The 23,679-nt window shown below is 61.3% G+C and carries 27 protein-coding genes and 3 pseudogenes; 10 read left to right on the forward strand and 20 right to left on the reverse strand.

Annotation, left to right across the window (positions count from 1 at the left end; translation table 11 throughout):
• Window positions 1-3: 3 nt before the first annotated feature.
• The 5 genes from LB533_RS14235 to LB533_RS14255 form a co-directional block, all read right to left on the reverse strand.
• A complete protein-coding gene (locus LB533_RS14235) occupies window positions 4-2,013 on the reverse strand; it encodes a CocE/NonD family hydrolase (protein ID WP_224677425.1) in 2,010 nt (669 codons plus the stop codon).
• An 826-nt stretch (window positions 2,014-2,839) separates the two neighbouring features.
• Entirely contained in the window at window positions 2,840-3,199 is a 360-nt protein-coding gene (locus tag LB533_RS14240) for a response regulator (protein WP_224677426.1), read from the reverse strand.
• Complete coding sequence (locus LB533_RS30135) at window positions 3,181-3,354, reverse strand: low affinity iron permease family protein (RefSeq protein WP_224677427.1); 174 nt, start codon at window positions 3,352-3,354, stop codon at window positions 3,181-3,183. Before LB533_RS30135 ends, LB533_RS14240 begins: the two co-directional genes overlap by 19 nt.
• A gap of 5 nt (window positions 3,355-3,359) precedes the next feature.
• Complete coding sequence (locus LB533_RS14250; RefSeq protein ID WP_224677428.1) at window positions 3,360-3,578, reverse strand: hypothetical protein; 219 nt, start codon at window positions 3,576-3,578, stop codon at window positions 3,360-3,362.
• Between the two features lie 352 nt (window positions 3,579-3,930).
• Window positions 3,931-4,824: an NAD(P)/FAD-dependent oxidoreductase gene (locus tag LB533_RS14255; RefSeq protein ID WP_224677429.1), complete on the reverse strand. Its 894-nt coding sequence runs from the start codon at window positions 4,822-4,824 to the stop codon at window positions 3,931-3,933.
• A gap of 107 nt (window positions 4,825-4,931) precedes the next feature.
• Here LB533_RS14255 and LB533_RS14260 point away from each other — a divergent pair, with 107 nt between their 5' ends.
• Complete coding sequence (locus LB533_RS14260) at window positions 4,932-5,609, forward strand: TetR/AcrR family transcriptional regulator (RefSeq protein ID WP_224677430.1); 678 nt, start codon at window positions 4,932-4,934, stop codon at window positions 5,607-5,609.
• Window positions 5,610-5,621: 12 nt separating this feature from the next.
• Here LB533_RS14260 and LB533_RS14265 read toward each other — a convergent pair.
• From LB533_RS14265 to LB533_RS14315, 11 genes and pseudogenes are all read right to left on the reverse strand, one after another.
• Window positions 5,622-6,533: pseudogene (locus LB533_RS14265) on the reverse strand (IS630 family transposase).
• Window positions 6,448-7,068, reverse strand: a complete 621-nt coding sequence (locus LB533_RS14270; protein ID WP_224677431.1) for a hypothetical protein — start codon at window positions 7,066-7,068, stop codon at window positions 6,448-6,450. Before LB533_RS14270 ends, LB533_RS14265 begins: the two are co-directional and overlap by 86 nt.
• 5 nt (window positions 7,069-7,073) lie before the next feature.
• Window positions 7,074-8,345 (reverse strand): acetamidase/formamidase family protein, encoded by a 1,272-nt coding sequence (locus LB533_RS14275; RefSeq protein ID WP_224677432.1) that lies wholly within the window; start codon window positions 8,343-8,345, stop codon window positions 7,074-7,076.
• A gap of 395 nt (window positions 8,346-8,740) precedes the next feature.
• Window positions 8,741-9,754 (reverse strand): nitrilase-related carbon-nitrogen hydrolase, encoded by a 1,014-nt coding sequence (locus LB533_RS14280; protein WP_224677433.1) that lies wholly within the window; start codon window positions 9,752-9,754, stop codon window positions 8,741-8,743.
• Window positions 9,755-9,839: 85 nt separating this feature from the next.
• Entirely contained in the window at window positions 9,840-10,268 is a 429-nt protein-coding gene (locus LB533_RS14285) for a MarR family winged helix-turn-helix transcriptional regulator (protein WP_224677434.1), read from the reverse strand.
• Between the two features lie 106 nt (window positions 10,269-10,374).
• Window positions 10,375-11,178 (reverse strand): XdhC family protein, encoded by an 804-nt coding sequence (locus LB533_RS14290; protein WP_224677435.1) that lies wholly within the window; start codon window positions 11,176-11,178, stop codon window positions 10,375-10,377.
• A gap of 56 nt (window positions 11,179-11,234) precedes the next feature.
• Window positions 11,235-11,390, reverse strand: a pseudogene (locus LB533_RS30140) (XdhC family protein); the annotation flags it as partial.
• A 59-nt stretch (window positions 11,391-11,449) separates the two neighbouring features.
• Window positions 11,450-12,691: an MFS transporter gene (locus LB533_RS14300; RefSeq protein WP_224677436.1), complete on the reverse strand. Its 1,242-nt coding sequence runs from the start codon at window positions 12,689-12,691 to the stop codon at window positions 11,450-11,452.
• Window positions 12,692-12,907: 216 nt separating this feature from the next.
• Complete coding sequence (locus LB533_RS14305) at window positions 12,908-13,102, reverse strand: hypothetical protein (RefSeq protein ID WP_224677437.1); 195 nt, start codon at window positions 13,100-13,102, stop codon at window positions 12,908-12,910.
• A 52-nt stretch (window positions 13,103-13,154) separates the two neighbouring features.
• A complete protein-coding gene (locus LB533_RS14310) occupies window positions 13,155-13,787 on the reverse strand; it encodes an FAD binding domain-containing protein (RefSeq protein WP_224677438.1) in 633 nt (210 codons plus the stop codon).
• Between the two features lie 402 nt (window positions 13,788-14,189).
• Window positions 14,190-14,798: an FMN-dependent NADH-azoreductase gene (locus LB533_RS14315; RefSeq protein ID WP_263487513.1), complete on the reverse strand. Its 609-nt coding sequence runs from the start codon at window positions 14,796-14,798 to the stop codon at window positions 14,190-14,192.
• 539 nt (window positions 14,799-15,337) lie between these two features.
• Here LB533_RS14315 and LB533_RS14320 point away from each other — a divergent pair.
• The 8 genes from LB533_RS14320 to LB533_RS14350 all read left to right on the forward strand — a co-directional run bounded on the left by LB533_RS14320 (window position 15,338) and on the right by LB533_RS14350 (window position 21,364).
• On the forward strand, window positions 15,338-16,753 hold the full coding sequence (locus LB533_RS14320; RefSeq protein WP_140640826.1) for a PLP-dependent aminotransferase family protein: 1,416 nt from the start codon (window positions 15,338-15,340) through the stop codon (window positions 16,751-16,753).
• 114 nt (window positions 16,754-16,867) lie between these two features.
• The gene (locus tag LB533_RS14325; protein WP_263487545.1) at window positions 16,868-17,353 is read left to right on the forward strand and encodes a GNAT family N-acetyltransferase; all 486 of its coding nucleotides are present in this window, start codon (window positions 16,868-16,870) and stop codon (window positions 17,351-17,353) included.
• 244 nt (window positions 17,354-17,597) lie between these two features.
• Window positions 17,598-18,050 (forward strand): carboxymuconolactone decarboxylase family protein, encoded by a 453-nt coding sequence (locus LB533_RS14330; protein ID WP_140640825.1) that lies wholly within the window; start codon window positions 17,598-17,600, stop codon window positions 18,048-18,050.
• A gap of 74 nt (window positions 18,051-18,124) precedes the next feature.
• Window positions 18,125-18,445 carry a DMT family transporter gene (locus tag LB533_RS14335; protein ID WP_140640823.1) on the forward strand — a complete coding sequence of 107 codons (321 nt, stop codon included), beginning with the start codon at window positions 18,125-18,127 and terminating at the stop codon, window positions 18,443-18,445.
• A 134-nt stretch (window positions 18,446-18,579) separates the two neighbouring features.
• A complete protein-coding gene (locus LB533_RS14340) occupies window positions 18,580-18,972 on the forward strand; it encodes a mismatch-specific DNA-glycosylase (RefSeq protein ID WP_224677441.1) in 393 nt (130 codons plus the stop codon).
• On the forward strand, window positions 18,891-19,076 hold the full coding sequence (locus LB533_RS30145) for a hypothetical protein (RefSeq protein ID WP_411970890.1): 186 nt from the start codon (window positions 18,891-18,893) through the stop codon (window positions 19,074-19,076). Before LB533_RS14340 ends, LB533_RS30145 begins: the two co-directional genes overlap by 82 nt.
• Before the next feature lie 1,106 nt (window positions 19,077-20,182).
• Window positions 20,183-20,590: a GIY-YIG nuclease family protein gene (locus LB533_RS14345; RefSeq protein WP_224677442.1), complete on the forward strand. Its 408-nt coding sequence runs from the start codon at window positions 20,183-20,185 to the stop codon at window positions 20,588-20,590.
• Window positions 20,591-20,908: 318 nt separating this feature from the next.
• On the forward strand, window positions 20,909-21,364 hold the full coding sequence (locus LB533_RS14350; protein WP_224677443.1) for a hypothetical protein: 456 nt from the start codon (window positions 20,909-20,911) through the stop codon (window positions 21,362-21,364).
• Between the two features lie 41 nt (window positions 21,365-21,405).
• Here LB533_RS14350 and LB533_RS14355 read toward each other — a convergent pair whose 3' ends face one another.
• On the reverse strand, window positions 21,406-21,699 hold the full coding sequence (locus LB533_RS14355) for a hypothetical protein (RefSeq protein ID WP_224677444.1): 294 nt from the start codon (window positions 21,697-21,699) through the stop codon (window positions 21,406-21,408).
• Window positions 21,700-21,825: 126 nt separating this feature from the next.
• On the opposite strand from LB533_RS14355, the gene LB533_RS14360 reads away from it, so the two are divergent.
• Entirely contained in the window at window positions 21,826-22,338 is a 513-nt protein-coding gene (locus LB533_RS14360) for a ferritin-like domain-containing protein (RefSeq protein WP_140640813.1), read from the forward strand.
• A 76-nt stretch (window positions 22,339-22,414) separates the two neighbouring features.
• Here the strand turns inward: LB533_RS14360 and LB533_RS14365 are convergent.
• The 3 genes and pseudogenes from LB533_RS14365 to LB533_RS14375 all read right to left on the reverse strand — a co-directional run bounded on the left by LB533_RS14365 (window position 22,415) and on the right by LB533_RS14375 (window position 23,608).
• A pseudogene (locus tag LB533_RS14365) lies at window positions 22,415-23,127 on the reverse strand (SOS response-associated peptidase).
• A gap of 80 nt (window positions 23,128-23,207) precedes the next feature.
• Window positions 23,208-23,429: a hypothetical protein gene (locus LB533_RS14370; RefSeq protein ID WP_224677445.1), complete on the reverse strand. Its 222-nt coding sequence runs from the start codon at window positions 23,427-23,429 to the stop codon at window positions 23,208-23,210.
• On the reverse strand, window positions 23,426-23,608 hold the full coding sequence (locus tag LB533_RS14375) for a hypothetical protein (RefSeq protein ID WP_224677446.1): 183 nt from the start codon (window positions 23,606-23,608) through the stop codon (window positions 23,426-23,428). The genes LB533_RS14370 and LB533_RS14375 overlap by 4 nt, the downstream gene beginning before the upstream one ends.
• Window positions 23,609-23,679 lie beyond the last annotated feature (71 nt).

A 23,679-nucleotide genomic window follows, 5' to 3' on the forward strand; every position in this document is an offset into this window, starting at 1 on the left:
CCTTCAGGCGAAATCGCGCCTGATGCGCCGTGTCGCCGAGGCGCTGTGCACGAGCTTGCCTCGTTCTCGGGCTTCAAGGCGCCAACTGAGGTCGAAATGCGTTTCATCGGCCGTCAGCTCGGTCACCGCCCTCGCTTCGGTATCGGCATCGGCGCTGGCAATCGCCCATCGATATTCGGTGACGAGCTTTGCCGAGAGGGGATCGCCGCTGCTGATGCTCATCGTATCGCTGTTGGCGGAAGACACGGTGATGGCGCGATCGACATAGCGCCTGCTTCCATGGTCCGAGGTCAGGGCGATGATCTGCAGGCTTGAGCCGACGTCCTCGGTGACGATGCGACGGTCGAAGCCCTCGTTCAGCGTGCTGGTCGGGACCGGCGGCGCGGTTTCGGCCGGCTCGAAGCGGGCGTCGCGGTCGCGCGGCGACGGTGGCCGCACCGGCAGAACCAGCTTGCTGTCGCCGCTCGAGACCGACAGCACCGAAAGTTTCGGTTGCGGCCACAGGATCGGCCAATGCTGGTTGGCCAGCGCCAGCCGAACGCGGTGCCCCTCGGGTATGGCGCGGGCGAAATCGTTGAGCTTGAGCTTGACGCGGAACGGCGTTCCGATCGGACAGGGCGTCGGATGCTCGTGGCTGTCGCGATGACTGAGGTTGAGCACGCCATAGGTCATCAGCGCCGAGGTGCCGTCGGGATAGACGTCGCAAAGGCGGGCGGCAAGGTTGACATGCGGCTGGTCGACGCTGACGAGCAGATCGAGCTCGGGCGCGCCAAGCAGGGTCAGGTCATCTTCGAGCGGCAAAGTGTCGAAGCACAGCGCCAAACCGTCCTCGCGGCGCTGGTCGATGGGCATGTCCGGGCACGAACCGCCGTAGCCGCCCCAGCGGCCGCAGTCCCGGCCGGCGGTGGCGGGAGAGCATACCGACAGCGTGGCGCCAGGCGCCGGTTGGCCGCTCAGTCCGGCGGCGTTCAGATGCAAGACGCGGCGCTCGACACGTGGCGACGGCCATTGGTCCTCCGCCGCCCAACTGCCGGCATGATCCGGAAGATAGAAAGGCTGCGGCCGCTCCTCGCCGGTGATCCAGACCCGATAGAGCGGCTCGTCCATGATGCCGGTATCTTCGGCGCAAAGCCAATGACGCCACCAGCGCAGCGCCTCCTGCAGATAGCCGATCAGCGGACCCGGCGCGCCGCGACAGGGATAGGCATGCGACCACGGTCCGACGATGCCAAGCTTCGGCCCCGGCAGATGTTCCAGCAGGCGCGGCACGAAGTTCGAATAGCTATCCTCCCAACCGCAGACGGCCATGACGGCGCAGTCGATCGCGGCATGATCCTCACAGACCGAACCCTGCCGCCAGTAGCCGTCGCGACGCTGGTGGGCGAGCCAGATTTCCGACAGCGAGCGTGTCGCTTCCAGACGGCTGATCCACATGGCGCGCCAGGCGTCACCGACAATCTGCGGGTCGGGTGCCATCGCCTTCTTCACCAGCATGAAGTTCGACCACATCTCCTGCTCGGTGAGCAGAGCGCCGCCCATATAGTGGATGTCGTCGGCGTAGCGATCGTCGGTGGCGCAGTTGGCGATGATGGCCTTCAGCGCCGGCGGCCGGCGCGCCGCGACCTGCAGCGCGTTGAAGCCGCCCCAGGAAATGCCGGTCATGCCGACATTGCCGTTGCACCAGGACTGCGCCGCCAGATGGGCGATGATCTCGCAGGCGTCCTCCTGCTCGCGCGGCAGATATTCGTCGGCGAGATCGCCGTCGGAATCGCCCGAGCCCCTGATATCGATGCGGGCGCAAGCGATACCGTGGCCAGCGAGCCATGGATGGATATCGATGTCGCGCGCAACGGTGCCGTCGCGGCGGCGATAAGGCACCATCTCGACAACAACCGGCACCTTGGCGTCGGTGCGCGGGCGCCACACTGTGGCGGCGATTCGCGTGCCGTCAGCCAGCACGATCCAATAGGGATCGACGGTTTCGAGGGCAAAGGGAAACTTGGTTCGTACCACGGCAGGTGCTCGTTAATGCTTGTTGAACGTTCGTACAACAAGAGCATTCCGGATGCAATCCCTGTGAGCGAGTTGAGCGGGGAGGGAAAGAAATTGTATTCACCCTTCACGACGCACCTTGAGTCGGTTCGGGGCCGCTGAATAGCGGATGTGTCGTCTGAGAGACGGCGGAAAGGCACTATCAGCTGCCAGTGCCTCCTACGGCGCCGCGACCGAGGGTGAGTGTCGACTCCGGCGGTCTAACCAATTGGGGTGTACAACGATCGCGCCGGGCAAGTTCTCCAGACTGGCCGTTTGGTCGTCGACCGCGAGCGTGACGAGAAGCGGTAGAACATTCTGTTGTCTTGCCGGGGACGATGACGTGGCTACCCTCAAGAGGTGCGTTGACGGACGAATTTCGTTTGGAGAACCGCGGCGCATAGCAGGACTGGACTTCACTTTGGGGCGCCGCCGTTGGGGATGACCTAACGCCGGTCCAAATCGTTGTCTGGGCGGAGGAGCGCGTAGCGCGTGTTCTGGTTCAAATGATCCTCTGGTGAGACCTGCCTTCTGTTGGCTCGAGGGCGGGCCGAAGGTCAAGGTGGCCGTGACGAAGGTGTATGGTTCGCGCAAGGAGAGAGCAATTCACCCGAAGAGGCGCTCAGGCTGGCCTCTGCAACATACATGGCCGGAGCCAAGCTAGTGAACATAACAGCGGCCTTGACGTGAAGTCGTCGAGAGCGCGGTCGGCACGCCGAATTAAGCGGCCCGGAGCGCACTCCCCATTTGGTGGTATTTCCCGGAATTAGCCAGGCGGACGAAACACTGGTCCCGATAAGGGTTGCAGTCAGCTCGCCTTGTCGAGCTCGTCAAAGGCATCCCGAATGGCTGCGATCACAGTTGCGATCGAATAAGGCTTCTGAACCCAACGGAGCGGCATGGCCGCTTCAGCCCGAAGTCTCACCTCGCGGTCGCCATGCGCCTTCGTAAAGATGCAGCGTATCCCAAGATCGCGATACAACTCCAGGGCCGCATCGATGCCGTCCCGCTTGCCTAGGAGGCGGATATCCATCAGGACGAGCGCCGGCTTGACCGAACGCGCAATGCTAATGGCTTCGTCCGCGCTGGTCGCCGGGCCCGCTACCGCCAAGCCAGCGGCCGCTAAGCCATCCTCCATGTCAAGCGCAATCAGGTAATCGTCTGCCACGTCTCGGAGTAATGCATGACGGGGCCGGAAATCCCCCACACCACCAGAGATAAGGGACAGAGCGCAAAGGCCCATGGGCGTCCGGACGCGCGGGCCACACTGCCGGCCAGCCGCCTGAAGGTCTTTTCCAGCTGATACCCTGTCTGCTCCGTCATGGCCGTCACTGAGCAGGGCTGGTCGGCTTCTTCCTGGTACGCCTTGGTCGGCTTGCCCTCAAGCGCATGGCTCTGACGAACGCAATTGCGCCCATGTCGCAGCCATGACGGGAAGGACCGTTTGAGCTGATGATGATTTTGGCTTGTTGGACGGTGAGCCCGTATTTGCGGGCGAAGGTCACTATGTCGTAGGCGTCGGCCCAGTTCTCGATATCTTTGCTCATTCTGCCCCATTTGACGGCTGGAGGTTCGTCACAACGTTGCATGAGGTAGGAGGTTTCAAAGCCGTTGCCCGGGAGAACAACGGGGATCACAGCAACGCAGGTCGTCCGGGCAGAATACGGTCAGTCGCCCGCCGGAACACAGGAGACCTGATGGCCGTCACGGGTTCTAACGCAGCCGAGGCGCCGACAGGTTATCAATGGAAAAGGTGAGCCCAGGTCAGCGAATGCGATGTCTCACCTCTTCAGCTTCGACTGCAGCGCACAGAGGACTGACCGCTTTCAGGCGGCGCTTTAGATCAGATTGGAGCGGCGCCGCTGGGGTTGACCAATTGGGACCGGAGAAACTCTGCTCTCAAGCCAGCATCGACTGCTGGGCGAAGATGCCCGCCATCGCGCCTTGCCATGATGCCGTGGTGACCGAGGGTATGAGGGGGTTGGTGAGGTCCCCGGCGGCGTAGATGCCGGGCATGCTGGTTTCGCGGCGCTCGTCGACCTTGAGGACGATGCAGAGAGGTGTATCGAGCGTGGCGAGGCCCAGTGATTCATGCAAGCTTGCGGACGGCTTGCTGCGCGGATGCGCGAACAGGATGTCGACAGCCACATCGGGGCCCGTATTGAGCCTGACGGTGGCATTATGGTCCCCGTGATGGGCGATTTCGGCGATCCGGCCGTCAACGATAGGTGTGTTGCGACGCGCCAGATTGGCCCGGGTATCGGGTGGAATGTCGTGACCATCGGAGAAGACCGTCAACTTGTCGGTCCAATCGTGGAACAGCCTGACCTGATTTTGCGACTGCGGGCCGGACCAGACGAGGCCCCAATGCTGGCCGGCGACTTCAAAGCCGTCGCAATAGGGACAGGGCACGATGGACGTGCCCCAGCCTTCGGCGAAGCCCGGCACATCAGGCATCTGGTCGGTAATACCATAGCTTAGGATCAGCCGGCGCGCCTTTAGGCTTTCGCCATTGTCACTGAGAACGGAAAAATCGTCGATGCCGCCGGAGATGCTGTCGGCGCGGGCATTGACTAGCGTGATCGCCGGATAACGCGCCAGCTGCTGCCGCGCCTCGGCCAGGATGTCGAGCGGCGGCTTGTGATCGTGGCCGAGCAGACCATGCGAGTGGCCGGCGAAGCGATTGCGCGACAGGCCGGTATCAAGAACAGTGACCTTGCGGCGGGCACGGCCTAGCTGCAGGGCGGCGGCGAGACCGGCAAAGCTGCCGCCGATGATGATGACGTCATTCATGGTGACGGGCTCCGTGTTGTTGATGGAGGGGCTCGGCTAGGTCCGGTTGAAGCCTATCCAGTGGCTTGCATATTTTAGGAACTGCGTGGTATCGTAATTCGATAATTATGATACTGTCAAGGACTGGAATTGTGGTGACCGACAAAAACACCCAGGCCCGACGCGGCCGGCCCGCTAACGAGGCGCTTGCACAAACGATCGTCGACACGGCGGGCGAACTTTTTGCGGAACTGGGTTTTCAAGCGACGACATTGGACAAGGTCGCCCAGCGGGCGAAGATATCCAAGCTCAGCATCTATCGGCACTTCGAGAACAAAGAGGCGCTGTTTGGCGCGGCGTTTGCGGCCTGCTGCCAGCAGTTAATACCACAGGCCCTTTTTGAAGGCGTCGAGGGTTCGGCCCAAAATCAGCTCATGGCGGTGGGATCATCACTGCTTCGCACGCTGTTGCGCCCGGATGTCCGCAATGTCGAAGCGATGGTCATGGCCGACATCACGAGCCAAAAGTCGTTAAGCAAGCTTCATTACGAAGCTGGACCCGCCCATATCATCGCCCAAATCGAGGCCCTGTTGCGTCAGTTGCACGCGAAGGCGGTTCTGAATGTGCCCGATCCTCTCCAGTCCGCCCGCTTGTTTGCCGCGCTTTTCAAAGGCTCCGATCTTCTGATTATCGCACGCTTCGATGAGGCAAGAGCAGAGGACGACAACGAAATCGAATCCTATTGTCGGTCGGCCGTCGCCATGTTTATCGCCGCGCACGGTGGCAACGACCACGGGGGCGGATAGCCTAGGAGCCTTTCAGGTTTTGACGGAAGCGTATCCAGCGTTGTTGAAGTAGTTTGAGCATTCGTTGGGTTGTATGGTTGCGACGAGGTGTCCGATGTGTCGCCATGTATCGGTGATGGTTCGCTTTTGGGCGGCTCGCATCCAGTGCTTGATCTTGGCGAAGGCCTGCTCGATCGGGTGAGATCGGGCGAGTAGGGCGGCAGGTACCAGAGCCTGGCGCCTGCGGAGCGGATCATTTGCCGGATAGCGGCCGACTTGTGGGAACCGAGATTGTCCATGACGACGATGTCGCCGGGTTTAAGCACGGGCACGAGCTGCTGCTCGACATAGGCTCGGAAGCGCTGGCCGTTGATCGGCCCGTCGAAGACGCAAGGTGCAGTCAGCCGATCGCAGCGCAGCGCTCCGAGGAAGGTCAGCGTGCGCCAATGGCCATGCGGAGCCAAGCCGCGCAGGCGCTTGCCCTTCGGCCCCCAGCCTCGCAGCGGCGCCATGTTGGTCTTGATCCGGGTCTCGTCGATGAAGACTAACCGTCTCGGGTCGAGGCCGATCTGCCAGGATCGCCAGCGTTGACGCCGCCGCGCGACGTCGGCGCGAGCCTGCTCAAGAGCGAACAGTGTTTTTTTTGAAGCTTAGGCCCTCGCGCCGCAGGAACCGCCACACCGCGTCGTGCGACACCTTCACACCACGCGCCGCAAGCTCATCCTTCAGGCGATGCAGCGACAGATGCGGCGTTTGGTTGATCCGCTCTGCGATGAAGGCCCGGTGTGGCTCCAAGACACGCTTGCGTCCAGGACGTCCGCGCCGGTCTGCCAGACTTCGAAACCACCCCGAAAGCTTACTAGCCCTTCTTCTCCTCCTGGTCGTCGGGCCGATCCCTTCCGTCGAAGAAGGCTGCGGCACCTTCATGTCCAGGAACGATCCCATCCGGCGCGCTGGCGGGCTGGGGCAGCAGCTCGCCATGTGCGTTCAACGTCTTGGCCAAGAGATAGGCGTGGCGCGCCGCAAAATCCGTCCGGCACACCAAGAGGTAGTCCCCAAACGAGACAATGGTTCTCAAGGGCACATCCCTGACATCGGCGAAGGGCGGCATGGCCCGGAAGAGCGCTTCCGCGCCCTGCCTGGTCATGATGCCGATATCCTGCTGGCGGGTGCCGATCAGGATGCCGACACGGCGGGTGTCGGCGGCGCGTATCAGGGTCGAGCGCGAGTCTGGCAGAAATCTGGCCAACACGTCGACGGCTGCCTTTGCCACGCCACCAGCTCTTTCATCGTCCCGCTGGCCGATGATCAAGAGACGGTAGCGCCGATAGGTCTTGGCCATGCCGTCCGGCTCCAGATCGGCAAGCCGGAAGGGCTCGCCGGTCTTGGCTATTCCGGACGCAGGTGGCAAGGGCCTGAACCCGGTCAATGCCGATACGGCCAGACCCGCGCCCAGGGTCAACAATACGCGCCGCTCCATCGCCGTCAGTCCTTGAACACGTCGCGATTGAGGATCGCGGTGACGCCGACATTGGGGAAATCGACAACCTGGGCGACATTGAGGTCGGCTGCCACGCTGGTGAGCACATAGGCCTGCTCGCGGGTCAGCCCCTTGGTCTTGACCAGGTAGTCGATCATGTTGAGGGTGGCGTTGCGCGCGGCAAGCGTTAGGTCCTCGGACATGTTGGCGAGCGGGGCAATCTTCTTGCCGCCTAGATAGGTCTCGAAGACAGGCACGTCGCCCTTCTGCTTGATCGGCAGACCGGAGACCGCATAGAAGCTGGACGGGGCAAGCTTCTTGAGCTCCGCACCTCCTTCGAACTGCACTGTCGGAAGCGCTGCCGCGCCGCCGCGCGTCACCTTTGCCCGCAACGTTACGCGAGCCCCCATCTCAATGGCGGTCCCAGCGACTTCGCCGCCGCCCATGGCGAAATGCACGTCGCCGGCGAAGAGGCCGCACCCATCGATATAGCAAGGAAAATGGATGGTCGTGCCGACAACCGTTTCCTTGGTGTCGAGATTGCCGCCGTTCTCGCGCGGCGGAACGGTGCGCACACATTCGTCCTTGTTGGTGCCGTCGACCCCGCAAAGATCAGCGGGCAGCGCCTCCACCGGCTGCGGCGTCAGCACAGCACCACCAGCGTCGGCCAGTTCCTTCTCACGCTTAAGCCACTTGTCGAGCTCCGGCTTGTCGGGGAGCACACCGACCGTGCCCATGAAGGCATTCATGGGAACCGAGATTCCCGGCATGTCCTTGGAACGGGCCTCAAGTCGATTGAGGTTCCAGTGGACGATGTAGGGATCGCGAAACACGTCGCGCAGGAAGCCGAAGCCGGGAACGATCGTTGTGGTGCCGAAATCATCAGGAGCGATGTCGACGACGGTCACATCGAGCGAGTCACCGCGCTTTGCGCCATCGACATAAACCGGTCCCGTCAGAGGGTGGCAGCGGTTCAGATCGACGGCCGCCACGTCCTCGGGCGTCGACTGAAAGTTCAAATCGGAATCGAGCCCGTCGCGGGTCTCCAGGATGAAGAGCTGGTCCGGCTGCACGTGAGCCACCGGCTTTACCGCATAGTGGATCCGGTTGAAGCAATTGGGGTCGTCTTTGCAATGTTCGCCGGACTTCGCAATCACCACTGGCGCGGGGCCCTTGACCGAGCTCGTATCGGCAAGCGCGGCGCCCGCGCAGAAGATCACAAACAGCGCTGCGACCGGCAGGGCCCAAATTAATTTTGATTTCAGTTGATGTCTCATAACGTCTCCTTCTGAGGCACCGGCAGCCGGCGCCTGTCAAAATGCAGCCTCCTAAGGGGTTGCAGCGACCGATGAGCAGGCGATCGCGCCCAATGCTTTCATCAGGAGCGCATCTCTGATTTCGAGATGCGCACAGCGGCAACTTAAGGACCTTCTTGGCCTATCAATAGATGCATATTGTAACGAATTGACTAGTCCATGATGGTCTGTGGATGCTCAGCAAAATCATGCACCGAGCATGGCAGGTCCGCGGAACACATCGGTACCTGAGGCCAGCCCGCGCGCCCGCGACGGAGACCGCTGGAGGCAAAGGAGAGAACGAAAGATCGTGATCCCCTCGGCGCCGCTCAATGCGGCGTCGAGGCAGTTTCTGGGCGCACCGGCACCACCTTGGCCTAGACCACTCCAATGTCGGCAGAATCCTTGGGCTGGCTCTCTGTGCCAGGCTTTTGGACAGCTGCCTTCGGATGGGCGTCCCGCTCGTGCAGGTGCTGAACGGGCGTGCGGTCGATCAAAAGGCTGAGCAGTTCGGGACGACTGTAGTGGCCGCGCGAATCCATCATCTGTTTGCGGCGATCGATCATTGAGAGATCAAGATCCGCAATCACCTCTCCCTCACCGGAGCGCAGCGGCTCTCCGATCAGCATGCCTTCTGGCGAAACGATTGCCGTGAAGCAGCCGCCCGAAATCGGGCGAGCGCTGGAATAAGAGGTGTCCTTCAGGATCTGGGCCTGCTGGTCGGCGTCCAGCCACGCCGTCGCGTTGACCACGAAACAGGCCGCTTCGAGCGCGTGCTGGCGGATGTTGACCTGGATCTGCTCGGCAAACACGTCACCCGCAAAGGAACCGGGATACATGGCCGAATGGATCTGCTCGCCATCGGCCATCAAGGCATAGCGCGCCAGCGGGTTATAGTGCTCCCAGCACGCCAACTGGCCAATGCGGCCGACGGCGCTGTCAACGGCGCGAAGACCCGATCCGTCGCCCTGCCCCCAAACCATGCGTTCATGGTAGGTGGGGGAGATCTTGCGCCGGCGCTGGATCAGCGTGCCGTCCGCATCAAACAGCAATTGCGTGTTGTAGATGGTGCCGCCATCGCGCTCATTGACGCCGATCGACACGACCATCTGCGCCTGCCTGCACGCCTCGCCAATGGCGCGCGTCTCTGCCGAGGGTACGGTTACCGATTCCTGCAGCAGCCGCAGATGCTCGCTACCGATCCTGATGTCGAAAGGCGCCTGGATGAAAGAGAAATAGGGATAGTATGGGATGACCGTCTCCGGAAAGGTCGCGAACTGGACGCCCTGCCGCCCGAGCTCCTGGATCTTTTGAATGACTTTCGCAACGGTTCCTTCCCGGCTGTAGAGCACGGGGCTGATCTGGACAGCTGCGGCCTTGACTGTGTTCATCGAGCGATTCCTTTTCTCACTTTTTGGTCAGCGCCGTCATTGTTGTATATGCAACATTGGCGGCAAATCTTTCGGATGCCCGTGATCATGTCGGCAACCGATCGGCGATTCCGGCAACCACGGCAACGGCATCCTTGCCGAGCAATTTCGTCGCTCTTGCCTGGGCCTTCCGCCAGCCCGGAACCGCCTCACCCAGCAAATCCCTTCCAGCCTTGGTCAGCTCGATTGGTCTGCCGCGTCCCGCCGTTTGCGCAATCTCCTCGATCCAGCCTTGCGAGAGCAGGAGCTGAAGGTTGCGGGTCAAGGTCGAGCGATCCTGATGGTTGGCCCGGCCGATCTCGGCCCGCGTGGTGACGCCCAGACGGGCGATCAGGACGAGCAGGGAGAACTGCGGAGAGTTGACGCCGAAGGGGCGCAGCTCCTGGTCGTAGATGCCGGTCAGAACGCGCGATATCCGACGTGTGCGCGTCAGAAGGCAGTTTTGGGTGACCTCCGAAGCCACGGTGCTCGCCATCAGATGCTCCTTTCCTGCTCATATGTTGTATATGCAACATAATGTCAACAGCGGCCAGGGCAATGTGATGCCGCGAGCATGCGACGCTCCTCTTCAATAGCAGGGATCAAAGGGGCGAAAAAGCGAGCCCCACGCGCCAGGCGCGTTGCCGGCCAATGCCGGTCTCAGCCTCAACGGCTAAGGCCGGCCCGATGTCTATAAGGCTCGAACTGTTCATGCCACGCTCAAGCTGCATGATTTCAGCAAGGATCGACATGGCGATATCGGGAGCACTCTTGGCCCCCGAGAAGAGCCCGGCCGGACCCCGGATGCGGCCGAGCTGGACAGGATCGACCCCTTGCCCGCTCAAAGTCTCAAGCCTTTGCGCATGGGTTCGCCGGCTGCCCATGGCTCCGACATAGAAGGTTGCCGACTCCAGTGCCTTGGGGATCAATCGTCTTTCCCAGGCGTGGTCGTGGAACATGAACACAATGGCCGAATTGGCGTCGGCTTCGAATACGGGGATGGCTGACGTGCTGTCGATAGCGTGGGCAACCGATCCCCCGATTTCGCAGATGCGGATCGTCTCCCGATCGGGGGAGTATAGAACGGTTTCAAATCCAGACATCTGCGCCAGCCGCGTCAGGTGGACCGTGGCCGGCCCAACGCCGAAGACGAGGAGGCGGCGCCTGGGGCGATATTCCCGCAGCATCCCCGGCTGGCCCTCTTCGCTCGGGACGGGCAGGCGGGCCGGCCTGCGGGCCTTCAAGCTGCTGTCGATCGCCAAGACGTCGCACAGAGCGACCTTAACGTCAAAGACCAGTTCGATCGCGCTACCGCAGGGCAGCTGGATGTCCAGATATCGGGAGCCGCGACCGTAGCGCACGCGCCGGTTTTGCCCCTGCGCAATTGCGGCGAGCGCCTCCGCCACGACCGCCCGCTCAATGCACCTCCAGAAAGGTAACCGACCCAGTCCCCATCCTCCGAAACCGCCATCTGCGCCCCCACGGGCCGCGGTGACGAGCCTTCGATGTGGACCAGGGTGACGATGACGACCCGCTCGCCAGCCATCATGCGCTCGCGCACGAAGTCGATCACATAGTCGTCAAACCGTTCCAAGCCATCGACTTGCTGTCCCAGCATCTGGGTCCCTTTCCTGGTTCAATCCCCCGGTGCGAGCGAGCCCGCAGACTGGCTTGCACTCAATGTACTCTGGTCGGCACGGCATTCGGCAGGGCCGCCGGCGTCAAACCTCTCCTGAATTCCAGATAGCTTTGCGGCGAATAGCGCAGCACAAGCAGGATACCCGCGACGATGCCTGCCGCCATCAGCAGCCAGCCTGGCGAGAGGCTCCCGAAGGCGTCTCTCAGCGCCCCGGCGACAAGCGGAAAGACGCTTCCCGCCATGTAGCCGCCGCCTTGCGTGAAGGCCGTGAGATCGCCGGCCAGCGTCGGATCGTTGACGTGGTCGATCGAGACAATAATCGACAGCGGAAACAGGATGCCGATGCCAACGCCGAGCAAGATCACCGCGGGGATGGCGAGCAGGATCGGAGAGAGCAGCAGACAGGCGAGGCCAGCCAGCACCAAGACAAGCGACGTGATCAGGGGCCCACGTCGATCAGGAAAATGATGGACGAAGACGGCGACACCGAGCGCCGTGAAGGCCTCGATAATGGTGAGCGCGCCGAGCAGATAGCCGGCAAGCTTCGGCGATTGGCCGAGCTCGACATAAAAAGGCGGCAGCCAGGCCACAACGATCACGAACGCCCCGGTGCCAACGGCAAAGAAGATCAACAACGACCAGCCACGCGGGTTGCGCCAGAATGTGACCTGGCTAGCGGCGTGCGCCTGCCCGGAGGGCGATCGCTGGTCAGAGGCCGCGTTGCGGCTGGCCACCATCCATAGCGCCATGGCCAGAAATGCGGGGATCGCCCAGAAGGCGAGCGCAGAGGCCCAGCCAAGGCGATCCGCCAACATGGCGGCGCTCGCCGATCCGACAGCCGCCCCCGCCACGATCGCGGTCGAGTAGAGACCGATGGCGCGGCCGGTGTTTGCGGCAAAATTGCGCTTGATGAACCCCGGGACAAGCGCCTGGACGATCGCGATGCCAACGCCGGCGCCGGCCGCCGTCACCAAGAGCCCCGGTCCGGTCGGAAACCACATCCTTGCGGCACATGCGCCAGCTATCACCAGGGCGCCGAGTCCAATGCCCATCTTCTCGCCCAGCGCCCGGCGAACCCGGCGCACACTCATTGCCGCAAGGCCCATCAGGAACACCGGTAGCGTGGTCAAAAGCCCAATTCCTGTCGACCCCATCTCGGTGTCGCTGAGGATTTGGGCCGTCAGCGGCCCGATCGCGGCAATGGCAGGGCGCAGATTGAAGGAGATGAGGAGGATGGCCAGCATCAGGAAGGCGCCGTTCACCCCTTGCGATTTCGTCATTCCAGACATCTCCAAGATGGCCGGCCAGCCAAAGGTCCCTGCCAGCCTATGCGCGTCGGTCAACGCAGCCTGCCGCTGCGCCGGTGGTCGCGGCCAGACCCTTACCGTCCGGGCACAAGGCCGATCCAAAAAGGTCCATGATCTGCCAAACGATCTGGGCCATGAGGCGGACCACCGCACGGATCTTTGGCCGCGGCCAAGGCCGCCCGGGCCCCATCAGTGCGTCCACCACCGAGCAAATTGCTCCGCAACGACGTGCTCGTAGGGGACATCCACGTCGAGGATGTCGACGTTGCGGGCAAACGTGTTCATGCCCGACACAAAGTCCGTTGAGAGGGCTGTCTGGTAGAACGGGACATCTCGCCGGATGAGCTCGACGATATGGTCGGCTTCCTGCGGAAATATCTTCATCCCGACCGTATGCGCCCGCGTCGGTCCTCGACCAGCTTGCGGTTCGCGGCCGCTATCGCCCGCACGGCTCCGGCCGCGGCCTCGGGTCGCGACTGGATGAACGCATCGGTGGCGGCCAGCGTCGCCATGGTGAAGTTGAAGGCCCCTTGCGGTCCGTCACCACGGCGCGGGCCGAGGGCGAGAGCGCCGGGATGGTGACTGAGACGAGGATTTCTGCGTCGGCGAGCGAATTCTCGAAGGCCGCCAACATGAATTGCTTTAAGGGGATGTCGCGCCCCTTCCCGTCCGGCCCGACGGCGTGGCCGGTAGCGCCGAGCGCGGCCAGCGTGCAGACCCAGTCGGCCGCCGGATCGGCATGGCACAGGCTGCCCCCGATCGTGCCCCTGTTGCGGACCGCCCTGTAGGCGATCCCGCCGGCAATGCGGGGCAACACGGGAACGGACGCGGACGGGACGCGGCCATCTTCGATATCGGCCGCTGTTATGGCTGCGCCGACGGTCAGGCCGGCGCGATCTTGCTTCACCTGCGTCAGTTCCGGCAGGCCGGCGATGTCGACCAGCAGGCTTGGCTGGACGAGCCGCAGATTGAGCATCGGGCCGAGAGACTGTGCACCTGCTATGACTTTTGCGCTGCCATTGGCGGAAAGGAGAGCCTTTGTTGCCTCGGCGACTGTGCGTGGGAACATAATCGAAATTGGCAGGCTTCACTGTAAGGCGACCTTCGCTTTCAACCGTTGCCGGGCGCCCAGGATGGCGTCGAGGACCATGTCGGGCCTGAGCGGCAGATCGTGAACTTCGACACCGAGCGGGCGCAAGTTGAATTTGTGGGCTCGCCGCGCTGGAGCCGGACAGCTGCCGCTGCAAGTCTAGCGGAACGGAGATGGCTGGCAGCAGGGTGCGGAGCGGGCGGCAGGCCATTTGCTGGCCGTTGGCTACCTGGCCCGAGGCGCCGGCCCAGCGGCGCGCCCGCAGCCGCAAGGCCTAAAAAAAGGTGGCGCGCAACCGGCCGCAGACGGAGAGCCATCTACCATCAACCCATTCAGTCGGTTGCGCGCCGCGCATGGCCGGTGTGCCGACCATGCGATCGTTTAAGCAGCAGCAGAAACCCCGGCAAAGTGCTCTGCCAGTTCCTGATGTGTGTGTGCCCGCGTCTCGGCGGTAACCTCCGGACCAGCACCAGTGCCTTGAACGGAGAAGAATCTCAGGTCATGCAACCCGGCAATGCCCAGCACCGCCTTCAGATAGGGCGTGAGGAAATCGGGTTGGCGAGCCTTCTCGCCAGAGAAGCGGCCGCCAGAGGCGATGGCGATGTAAACGGGACGATCCCGAAGCGTGCCGATCTTGCCGGCGGACGTGATGTTGAAGGTGCGGCGAGCACGCACGATGTGATCGATCCACGCCTTCAGGGCGGACGGAACAGTCAGATTGTGCATCGGCGTGCCGATGACGACGATGTCGGCTGCCTCCAGCTCCTTCACCAGCTCTTCCGAGCGCGCCATCGAGCCGTCCTCGGAGACGTCCGCGGCCGAGCCTTGTGAGATCGCGTAGTTTTCATCGACATGCGCAATCAGCCCATCGCCGAAAGTGTGGTGGGTGACGGTGGCGCCAGGCTCCTTTTGCAGAAGCAATTCGACGATCTTCGCTGACAGCTTGTAACTTTCCGAGTTTTCGCCCCTCGGGCTGAAGGTCAGGCGCAAAATCTTGGTCATCTTTCTCAACACTTCCGATCAATCCATTGCTGCAATCGGGCAGCGATAGCGCGGTAGTAACGTGCCTCATGGTCCATCTCCAAGGTCCATGAAGTGAAACCGTAACTGGTCCATGAGCGGCACAGCCGTGGCGCAGTTGACGACGGCCTGGGAGCAAGACGCGGTTAATCAGGGTGAGTCACAAGCATGCCTGCGCTAGACAGCTCAGTCCGTGAAGCGGGGACTTTTCCAGCGCCTGAGAAAAATCTCCGTGCACGTCAGACGGCAAGGTATAGATTTCTCTTATCCGAAACGTCGCTGGCGCATGGACTTGTCAACGACTGGGCAAACCGGCACTTCGCCCAACCCCATTGGGCCCCGGCAATCGTTGGCTCGTGAGATGTCCTACGCCGCAGCGCGCGAGGGCACACAGTCGGCAATCATCCCGCGGACCCCAGCCATTTGCCCGCGAATGCTGCAGAAGGAATGGCCAGACACCACCAACATGGTATAGGCTCAAGTGACAAAATTACGAAAGTCACTGGTCCATGACTCAAACCAAAACCAATTTCGTTGCGTCCCTTAACCCGGCTGGCACTGTCCCTCTCTACCGGCAGATCTACGACCGCTTTCGCGATTCAATCGCCAGCGGCGTACTCAAGCCCGGCGATCGCATCCCGTCTGCCCGAGCCCTGACCAAGGAACTCGGCCTGGCGAGGGGCACCATAGATACAGCCTACTCGCTGCTGGCGGCTGAGGGCTATATCCAGGCACGGGGTCAGGCCGGGACGATTGTAACGCCAGACCTCAAACGTGCGCCTGTCGCAAGCCCCCCACCACAACCCGATGTCGGCCTCTCCACCAGCTTTCGCCCGGATTCGATCCTGCCCTTCCAGATGGGCTTGCCGGCGCTCGACGCCTTTCCGCGCAAAATCTGGGCCCGCCTTGGCGCCCAGTGCGTGCGGGCCATGCAGCCGGCCGACATGGTACACCCGATCGTCAACGGCCTGCCGGAACTGCGTGCCCGTATCGCCGCCTATCTGCAGGTCTCGCGAGGTATAAGCTGCACGGCTTCACAGATTTTCGTGACCACTGGGTACCGCCATTCGATCGAGCTGATCTGTCACGCCCTCATGCGGCCCGGCGATCGCGTCTGGCTGGAGAGCCCCGGCTATCCGCCGACGCGCCAAATATTAGGACATATGCGCATCAACCCGGTCTCGGTGCCGGTCGACCGTGACGGCGTGATGGTGTCGCAGGGCATCAAGCTTGCGCCGCGTGCTCGCGCAGTCGTCCTAACCCCGGCCCATCAATCCCCGCTCTGCCTGTCGCTGTCCTTGTCACGGCGCCTGGAGGTGCTGGACTGGGCGGCCAGGAGCGACGCCTGGATCATTGAGGACGACTATGATGGCGAGTATCGATATGTGAGCCGCCCTCTGCCCGCACTGAAGAGCCTCGATCGGGACGGGCGGGTTCTCTATGCCGGCACCTTCAGCAAGGTTCTGTTTCCCAGCCTGCGGCTCGCCTATCTCGTGGTGCCGGAAGCTCAGGTGGAGCGGTTTGAGCAGATCAGCGAGGCCTTCACCGGCGGCAGTCCGGAACTCACCCAGGCGATCGTCACGGCCTTCATGACGGAGGGCCACTTCGCGCGGCACATCCAACGCATGCGCAAGCTTTACGGTGAACGCCGGGAAATGGCAGTAAACGGGCTCGAAGCCGTCCTTGGCAAACACATGCGGGTCGATACCCAGCCTGGTGGGATGCATTTGATCTTGCGACTCCACGGTCAGCAATCAGACCGCGCCCTTGTTGCACGCATGCGCGGCGCCGGGCTCTATGCCGAAGCCCTCAGTGACTGGTCGACAGAAAAAGAAGCTGCGTCTGCCCTGCTGTTGAACTTCACCAATGTCGACTCGCAAAGAAACGCCGAGACCTTGGCAAAACGCATCCTCAACCTGCTCTGACGGCGCCCGGCGCTCCCACATGGCCTACTGGATATGCCCGATCATGGCCCTTCGAGCCTAGTTCAAGAGGTGTAAACTTTGAGGTTGTCACCGGGGGCGGAGACATCTCCAGGAATGACACATAGGTGGTGTCGATCGGAAATGAAGAAGATGGGTCAGGGCGTGGAAATCGAGGATGTTGAAGGCTTCGCCGATATTGCGGCTTCCTACGCCACGATGCTGGAGCTGCGTCCAAACCTCGGAAATGTGGAATCCTTTGTCCAGCAGGTGATCCGCCAGAAGGCGCAAGGCTACCGCTTGACGGCGGCCTGGTCGGACGGCGAGATCGTTGGGCTTGTCGGCTACCGATCCCAGGAAAGTCTTTTCTACGGCCGCTACGTCTTTGTCGACGATCTGGTGGTGAATGCCTCGTTCAGAAAGAGCGGCATTGGCGCGCTTCTGCTCGACGCCGCCCGCAAATACGCTCGCGAGCTTGGCTGCAAGCAGCTGGTCCTGGAGACCGGGCTGCAAAAGGTCCTGGCCCAGCGGTTCTATTTCCGCGAAGGCCTCCTCCCCCACGCGTTGGGTTTCACCGAGTCGCTCGGCGATCGGACCCACTAGCGCAACCCTTTCCGGCAAGCCGGGTACTGCCCTGAAGGCAAGATTTCGGTCTCGCACCCGTTCGCCCCAGTGCTTTTCCCCATTCGGATCATATCTCCTTGGGCCCGGGTTGCTCGACATGTCTGCTTTTCGACCGCTCCAAGGGGGAATTATGGCCTATATCCATAACCAGATTATGGCTCTTCAGTTATAGGCCAAGAACCCTCATCTTGGCGTTCTCAACTAATGGAAGCAGGAATTCATTATGTCTAACCGCATCGACTACGCCACCGCGTCCCCCGAGGGCTACAAGGCCTTCGGGAACGTCTACGTCACCTTGCTGAAGAGTGGCCTTCCCAAGGACCTGATCGACATCGTCTATCTGCGCGTGTCCCAGATCAATGGCTGCGCCTTCTGCATCGACATGCACTCGCGCGATCTCCTCAAGTCGGGGCTGACGATCGACAAGCTTGTCCTGGTCCCCGTGTGGCGTGACGCCGGCAAGATCTTCAGTTCGCGTGAGCGGGCGGCATTGGCTTGGGCCGAGACGGTCACCCGTGTCGCCGAAACCGGCGTGACGGACGAGGATTACGCGGCTGCCACTGCCGAGTTCACGGACAAGGAACTCGCCGACCTCACCTATGCGGTCGGCCTGATGAACGCCTTCAATCGCTTCGGAATCTCGTTCCGTTCGACGCCGGCCGCCGCGAAGGCGTGACCTCCGACCCGTGGGTGCCGCGGCCAGCACCTGACGGCGGCGCTCACATCAGCTGAAGAACACGGAGAACCCATATGGCATGGGCATTACTCACTCTGGCCGGCGCATTGGAAATAGCGTTTGCCTTCTTCCTCAAATCATCGGTCGGCTTCACGCGGCTGGTGCCGTCCTCGCTTACCGTCATAGCTGGTCTCTGCAGCGTCATTTTGCTCTCGGTCGCCCTGAAGTCGATCCCGGTCGGATCGGGCTATGCGGTCTGGACAGGGATCGGTGCGGCCGGAACGGCGATCGTCGGCATTGCCTTTCTCGGCGACTCGCCCTCGCCTTTGCGGCTTCTTTGCATCGCGCTCATCCTGGCCGGCGTCATCGGGCTGAAGCTGGTCTCGCAATCGTGATGGCAACGCTCGACAGGCACGCGGCAATAGCAGTGCATCAGGGGCTTCACAGCGGCTCGCTCAGTGAAGCCCGTGGTGCAGGGCGCCCAACGTGTTGCCAAAACCCTACCGACATCGATGACAGGGGGCGACAAATGACCACGACCTTACCCGACCTCCTGGCCGATAACCTCTCCGTCGTGTTTTGCGGTCTCAATCCTGGACTGGACGCGGCACAGACCGGCCACCACTTCGCCGGCAAGGGCAATCGCTTCTGGCAAGTGATCCACCAGGCGGGCTTTACGCCGACACAAATCGAGCCCGAGGACGACGCGTCCATCCTTTCGTTTGGCCTCGGCCTCACCACGGTCGTCGATCGACCGACTGCCGCCGCGATTGATGTCACGCAATTGCCGCGGGCGGCGTTGAGCTCTCTCGCAAAATTGCTCGTTACAGACCCCGCAATATCGCCTTCCTGGGCAAACCGGCTTACACTGCAATCACCCGCAACCGCAACGTCGGGTGGGGCCGCCAAGACGTTCGGATGACTGGCGCGACGATCTGGATCGTGCCAAACCCGAGCGGTCGGAATTTTGGCTTCAGCCTCAAGGAACTTGTCGAGGCCTACAGCACTCTCCATCATGCGCTGTAGCATGGCCAGACAGGCTCCGGTCTTTCAGACAACACCAAGAAGCGCGCGGGCATGTACTCCAAAGTGCCCGCCGATTGGTGTGTGGAGGCCGCGAGACATGCTAGCTTTCGGTGGGTACGTCCGGACCTGCAAATTGAAGGAACACGAGGAGCAAAGCTGCCGTTCGCGTCATGGACAGCTTTCGGGTCACATCCCCGAGACAGGTCGATCACGCCCGGCACTGTAGCTCTCTGAGTGGGGGGAAAGGCGGTAGCGCTCCTCAGACTCGAACCCCCGATAGCGAGCGAACGGCTCGATGATCAAGTTTCTCCCAATGCGTGACATGAAGTCCCAATCTCTTTCATAAGCACACGCAATTCGGCTGGAGGAGCAAGACAGAAAGTTCGAAAAGCTTCCAAGAACCCCAGCCAAACCGGATCCTGGGCAGCCAACTTCACTCCACGAGCCTCTTGTCCGGCGACCGTACGCATTCTGCGTCGGCTCCACTGCAGTTCGATAGTCCAAGCTTAGGAGAGCGGTTGCAGCGTTGATCATCAACCAACAGAGGGGATAAATCAGACAAAGGGACCACCAATGACCAACCAAACTGATACCCGCTCTGCCGAACTAGCTGGGTTAACCGTCGACATTGTCTCAGCATATGCCAGCAACAATCCATTGCCGGGTATCTGGCCTGCCGGATCCAGTCACCTGCTACGCGCAGTTCGACGTCGCCATCATCTTCGACGACCTTGCACACGATCATCTATCCCGATTCCAGACCATAGCGCTCGCCCGCTTCGCGGAATCGCGCGTAAGGAGCGTCGGTCAGATCGGAGCGCGTCCGGCGGACGCGTCATCACGAACATCCGCTTCTGTGCCGCCGACCAACGTTCTCGAATGTCAGAAATTGGGCGCAAAGCTGCCATTCGAAAGAGATGAATGCGGTCAGCGAGTGACTGGATCAGCTTCTTGAATCAATATGGGCGAACCGCTTTGTAACCCGTTGGCAAGTAACGATTATGTTAGTCGCTGAGGGACTCGACGAACCGCGCAATTCTGCCGTTTCATCGCCTGGGTTAGACAGTATTGTTCCCGTATCGTTCCGCATTATTCCGCGAGGCAATATGGCTAGCTATTTCGAACAGCGCATGGCCGAGATCAATGCAGCAGAGGAAGCCCGCCGCGCCTCATATGTGCCGCCGCCAGTTCCCAAACGCCCGTCGCCGCCGGCTGAACATGGGCACGTCTATTTCATGAAGGCTGGCAACGCCGTCAAGATCGGCCGCTCGACCAACCTTAGAAGTCGGTTCAAATCCCTCCAGACTGGCAGCGCCATCGATGCCCGAATCGTTAAGATCCTTCCTGGCGGTAAACGTCGCGAGAAGGAGTTTCACAAGCGTTTCGCGGAATACCGCCTCAGAGGTGAGTGGTTCGATTTACGCGGCTCGCTCGCTAAATATCTGGAGATGTGCATTCACGCGATTGACCTGCCTGAACCCGACCCAGAGCCGGAGGAGGACATTCGGCTATGAGGCCAGCGTGCGCCGAATCTATGGAGTACCCTATCGAGCTACTCCCAAGGTTCCCTCACAGGAGAAGAGCAATGGCCGCTAGGTCCCCGGAGACGTGAATCTCATCCTCACCCTCGCCTTCATCTTTGCGGTTGTCGCGGCCACCGCCCAATTGGGATATCGCGCTTTGGTCTGGCTCGGCTATTTGGGATAGTCCGCCTTCACCACAATGCGCGTATAGGCGCGCTCGACCTGGAACACAGCTTCAACCCTGGTGTCAGTCGATCCTCTGGCCACGCCAACGAAACAGGACCAGAACCAGCGGCCGGCGGATGGGCCGTGAAGCTCTTTCTTGATGCGCCCGACGCTACGCCCCTGAAAGTCGCCGCAGAAGTCAAATGGCGACGGCGGGCCGCCAATGACCGTCCGGCCCCACTGGAGACGAACGCGGGCGCCTCGATCCATGACATACCGAAATGCGCCTTCCTTCGACTCAAATGTCCCAAGGATCGTACTACCGTCCACGACCTGCCAACCGCGTTGATCGGCGAGACGAACGGTGAGGCGATCGGACGCCATCAAGCCGATTTAGTGCAGGCTAGGTCAGTCCGCCAAGCCAGCGTCCTGGTAGACGACCGCATCGAGAATCGTATTGTAAACGCTGACAGTATCTTCCTCGATTCCGGCGTAGCTAGAAAAGCCCGCGCCACTTTGCCGGTGAGCGCGGGCCGATCGGAGGGCCGATCTTCAGCAGGCGATCGGTGGCACCACCTGCCGCACCCCATCAATCGTTAGCCATACCTAATGTTCCGTCACGCTGTATCGGGGGGATGTTGTCATCCGCGGAACCGTTCGGTGTGCCAGGTGATCTTGCCGCCGATCTTCATCGGCTTGTGGATCATGAGTCGTTTCGGCAGGTGCTCGGGATGCACCTCGAGCAGCGTGACCTTGATCTCAGGCTTGCAGCGGTTGCAGTCGAATTTCAGCTTCAGCGGGTCGACACCACCGCCATACACCATCATCAAATCCGCCGACCGGCAGTAGCGGACATTCCCGCAACTGCATTCCACCTTCACAAGCATGTTGTGCCGGGTCGCCTTGCCCAGCGTGTCTATCGGGTCGTGCGCCACGAGAACGAATAAGGAACATTTTCCTTGCCCGTCACGAGCGCATTCGAACTACCGGCAACGCACGCGCGGTCGGAACAATCCTTGATTCTCGAGGTTCGTTTTATTTAGCAAACTCAGGAGGCACCTATGTCGTCAGAATCGCGCGAATGGATGATCCAGTGGCTGAGAGACGCGCACGCCATGGAGGAACAGGCCGAGACGATGCTCTCGGGACAATTGAGCCGTATCGAGAATTACCCGGAGCTCAGTGAGCGCATCCGTCTACATCTCGAAGAAACAAGGCAACAGGCTGCCCGGCTGAAGACCTGTCTTGACGGGGTCAGCGAAGGATCGTCCACCATGAAGGTCGCAAGCGGCAAGCTCACGGCGCTCGCACAATCCATAAGTGGGGTATTTGCCGGCGATGAGGTGATGAAGGGCTCTCTAGCCAGCTACACATTCGAGCACATGGAAATCGCATCCTATACAATCCTAATCGCGGCCGCCAACGCCGAGGGCGAAACTCAAATCGTGCAGGCTTGCGAGCAGAATCTGCGCGAAGAAGAAGCAATGGCGGAGTGGCTGAAGAGCCATCTTGGCCAGACGACGCAGACCTTCCTGTCGCGTGCCGCCGCTGATAGTGACGACGCAAAACGGTGATTACTAGGCCACGTCGAGGCGCTGTTGTGTGGTGCTCTGTCTCGCCGGCTACGGCGAGTTCCCAACCCCGGGCCGATCAGATGTCGAACAGGTCGGTCGGCCCGCGGCCGATTTCATCAATGATATCGGGGGTATTGTTGCGCGGCGATCCGACCTTGCTGTCGATTGGCCACATCTTCATCAGGTCGGACGGGAACGGCTTCATCAAATCCCGTGGGTCCAGCTCGGGCCCGAGCCAGCGCATGTAGTCGCCCGGCGCCAGGATCACTGGCATGCGGTCATGAATTTTCGCCATGAGCTCATTGGGCTCGCACGTGGCAACTGCGAAGGTGCGGATCAGCTCGCCCGTCGCTCTGTCGGAATATTCCTCCCAGATGCCGGCCCGCGCGAACGGCTCGCCCGACTTCATAGCGATGGCGTAAGGCTGTTTCTGGAGGCGTCAAGCTTCTGCTACTCGAAATAGCCGTCTATCGGCACCAGGCAGCGGCATGAGGCATAGGCCTTCTTGAAAAGGCCGTTGGTGGCGATCGTCTCGCACCGAGCGTTGACAGGCGGCGGCCGGCCACCACCGTCGCGCGCCCAGCCGGGGACCAGTCCCCAGCGCGCGGAGACAAAGCCCGCCATGCTGGTCGACAGCTCCTCACGGATGATGATCGGGTATGTCAGGATGGGCGCGCCGTTCCAGAGCGGAAAGCTGTTGCCCAGCCGCTCGACATCGCCAGCATGGGCGAATTCAAACCGGCGAACCATATCCGGGATTGTCGATTTAACGAAAACACGTCCACACATTAGGCCAACCACACCTCACGTCAGCGAAGACCAAAATGGGAACAAGGCGGGAACCAGTCAAGCCGTCGGGTCGCGATCGCTCATTCCGGACGCCCTGCATCGTAGTGCACGATGGCGTCGAACATTGTGCGATAAAGGCTGTCGACTTCCTCATCGATCTCGTCTCGCTTGATCCCAAGCGACTTGGCGTCGGCAAACAGCTGATGGGTTAGCTCGTGAACGGAGATTGCATCCGATTTCGTTGTCTCGGGGATGTTATTGGCGATCCACCGATCGAGGAAGTTGATGCCGCGTGTGGTCATTGAGCTTTAAGCTTCGTCGCCGGCTTAAGTTCCTGCACGCGCAACTCCATCGCTTTAAGCCGTTGTTCTCGCAACCTGGCCGTTTTTTCGTACCGCGCCTTTCGCTCGGCATCGAGAACAAGCTTGCATTCCCGGTCTGTCCTTTCGATTTTTTCGCGATCGATCTTACGTTGCGACATGACAGCCTCCTTTTGTCTGACACGCCAAAGAAGAGCCGGCTTCCAGAAATGTTCCCCGCGAAATGTTTGAG

Origin of the sequence: Mesorhizobium sp. BR1-1-13, from assembly GCF_020165515.1 — a bacterium.
In the GTDB taxonomy this organism is placed as follows: Bacteria; Pseudomonadota; Alphaproteobacteria; order Rhizobiales; family Rhizobiaceae; genus Mesorhizobium.

Excerpts from the sequence above, each read along its gene's own strand:
- LB533_RS30135 (WP_224677427.1), bottom strand. The coding sequence starts at position 3,354 with ATGACGGAGCAGACAGGGTATCAGCTGGAAAAGACCTTCAGGCGGCTG.
- LB533_RS14250 (WP_224677428.1), bottom strand. The coding sequence starts at position 3,578 with ATGAGCAAAGATATCGAGAACTGGGCCGACGCCTACGACATAGTGACC.
- LB533_RS14255 (WP_224677429.1), bottom strand. The coding sequence starts at position 4,824 with ATGAATGACGTCATCATCATCGGCGGCAGCTTTGCCGGTCTCGCCGCC.
- LB533_RS14260 (WP_224677430.1), top strand. The coding sequence starts at position 4,932 with ATGATACTGTCAAGGACTGGAATTGTGGTGACCGACAAAAACACCCAG.
- LB533_RS14270 (WP_224677431.1), bottom strand. The coding sequence starts at position 7,068 with ATGGAGCGGCGCGTATTGTTGACCCTGGGCGCGGGTCTGGCCGTATCG.
- LB533_RS14275 (WP_224677432.1), bottom strand. The coding sequence starts at position 8,345 with ATGAGACATCAACTGAAATCAAAATTAATTTGGGCCCTGCCGGTCGCA.
- LB533_RS14280 (WP_224677433.1), bottom strand. The coding sequence starts at position 9,754 with ATGAACACAGTCAAGGCCGCAGCTGTCCAGATCAGCCCCGTGCTCTAC.
- LB533_RS14285 (WP_224677434.1), bottom strand. The coding sequence starts at position 10,268 with ATGGCGAGCACCGTGGCTTCGGAGGTCACCCAAAACTGCCTTCTGACG.
- LB533_RS14300 (WP_224677436.1), bottom strand. The coding sequence starts at position 12,691 with ATGACGAAATCGCAAGGGGTGAACGGCGCCTTCCTGATGCTGGCCATC.
- LB533_RS14305 (WP_224677437.1), bottom strand. The coding sequence starts at position 13,102 with ATGAAGATATTTCCGCAGGAAGCCGACCATATCGTCGAGCTCATCCGG.
- LB533_RS14310 (WP_224677438.1), bottom strand. The coding sequence starts at position 13,787 with ATGTTCCCACGCACAGTCGCCGAGGCAACAAAGGCTCTCCTTTCCGCC.
- LB533_RS14320 (WP_140640826.1), top strand. The coding sequence starts at position 15,338 with ATGACTCAAACCAAAACCAATTTCGTTGCGTCCCTTAACCCGGCTGGC.
- LB533_RS14325 (WP_263487545.1), top strand. The coding sequence starts at position 16,868 with ATGACACATAGGTGGTGTCGATCGGAAATGAAGAAGATGGGTCAGGGC.
- LB533_RS14330 (WP_140640825.1), top strand. The coding sequence starts at position 17,598 with ATGTCTAACCGCATCGACTACGCCACCGCGTCCCCCGAGGGCTACAAG.
- LB533_RS14335 (WP_140640823.1), top strand. The coding sequence starts at position 18,125 with ATGGCATGGGCATTACTCACTCTGGCCGGCGCATTGGAAATAGCGTTT.
- LB533_RS14340 (WP_224677441.1), top strand. The coding sequence starts at position 18,580 with ATGACCACGACCTTACCCGACCTCCTGGCCGATAACCTCTCCGTCGTG.
- LB533_RS14345 (WP_224677442.1), top strand. The coding sequence starts at position 20,183 with ATGGCTAGCTATTTCGAACAGCGCATGGCCGAGATCAATGCAGCAGAG.
- LB533_RS14360 (WP_140640813.1), top strand. The coding sequence starts at position 21,826 with ATGTCGTCAGAATCGCGCGAATGGATGATCCAGTGGCTGAGAGACGCG.
- LB533_RS14370 (WP_224677445.1), bottom strand. The coding sequence starts at position 23,429 with ATGACCACACGCGGCATCAACTTCCTCGATCGGTGGATCGCCAATAAC.
- LB533_RS14375 (WP_224677446.1), bottom strand. The coding sequence starts at position 23,608 with ATGTCGCAACGTAAGATCGATCGCGAAAAAATCGAAAGGACAGACCGG.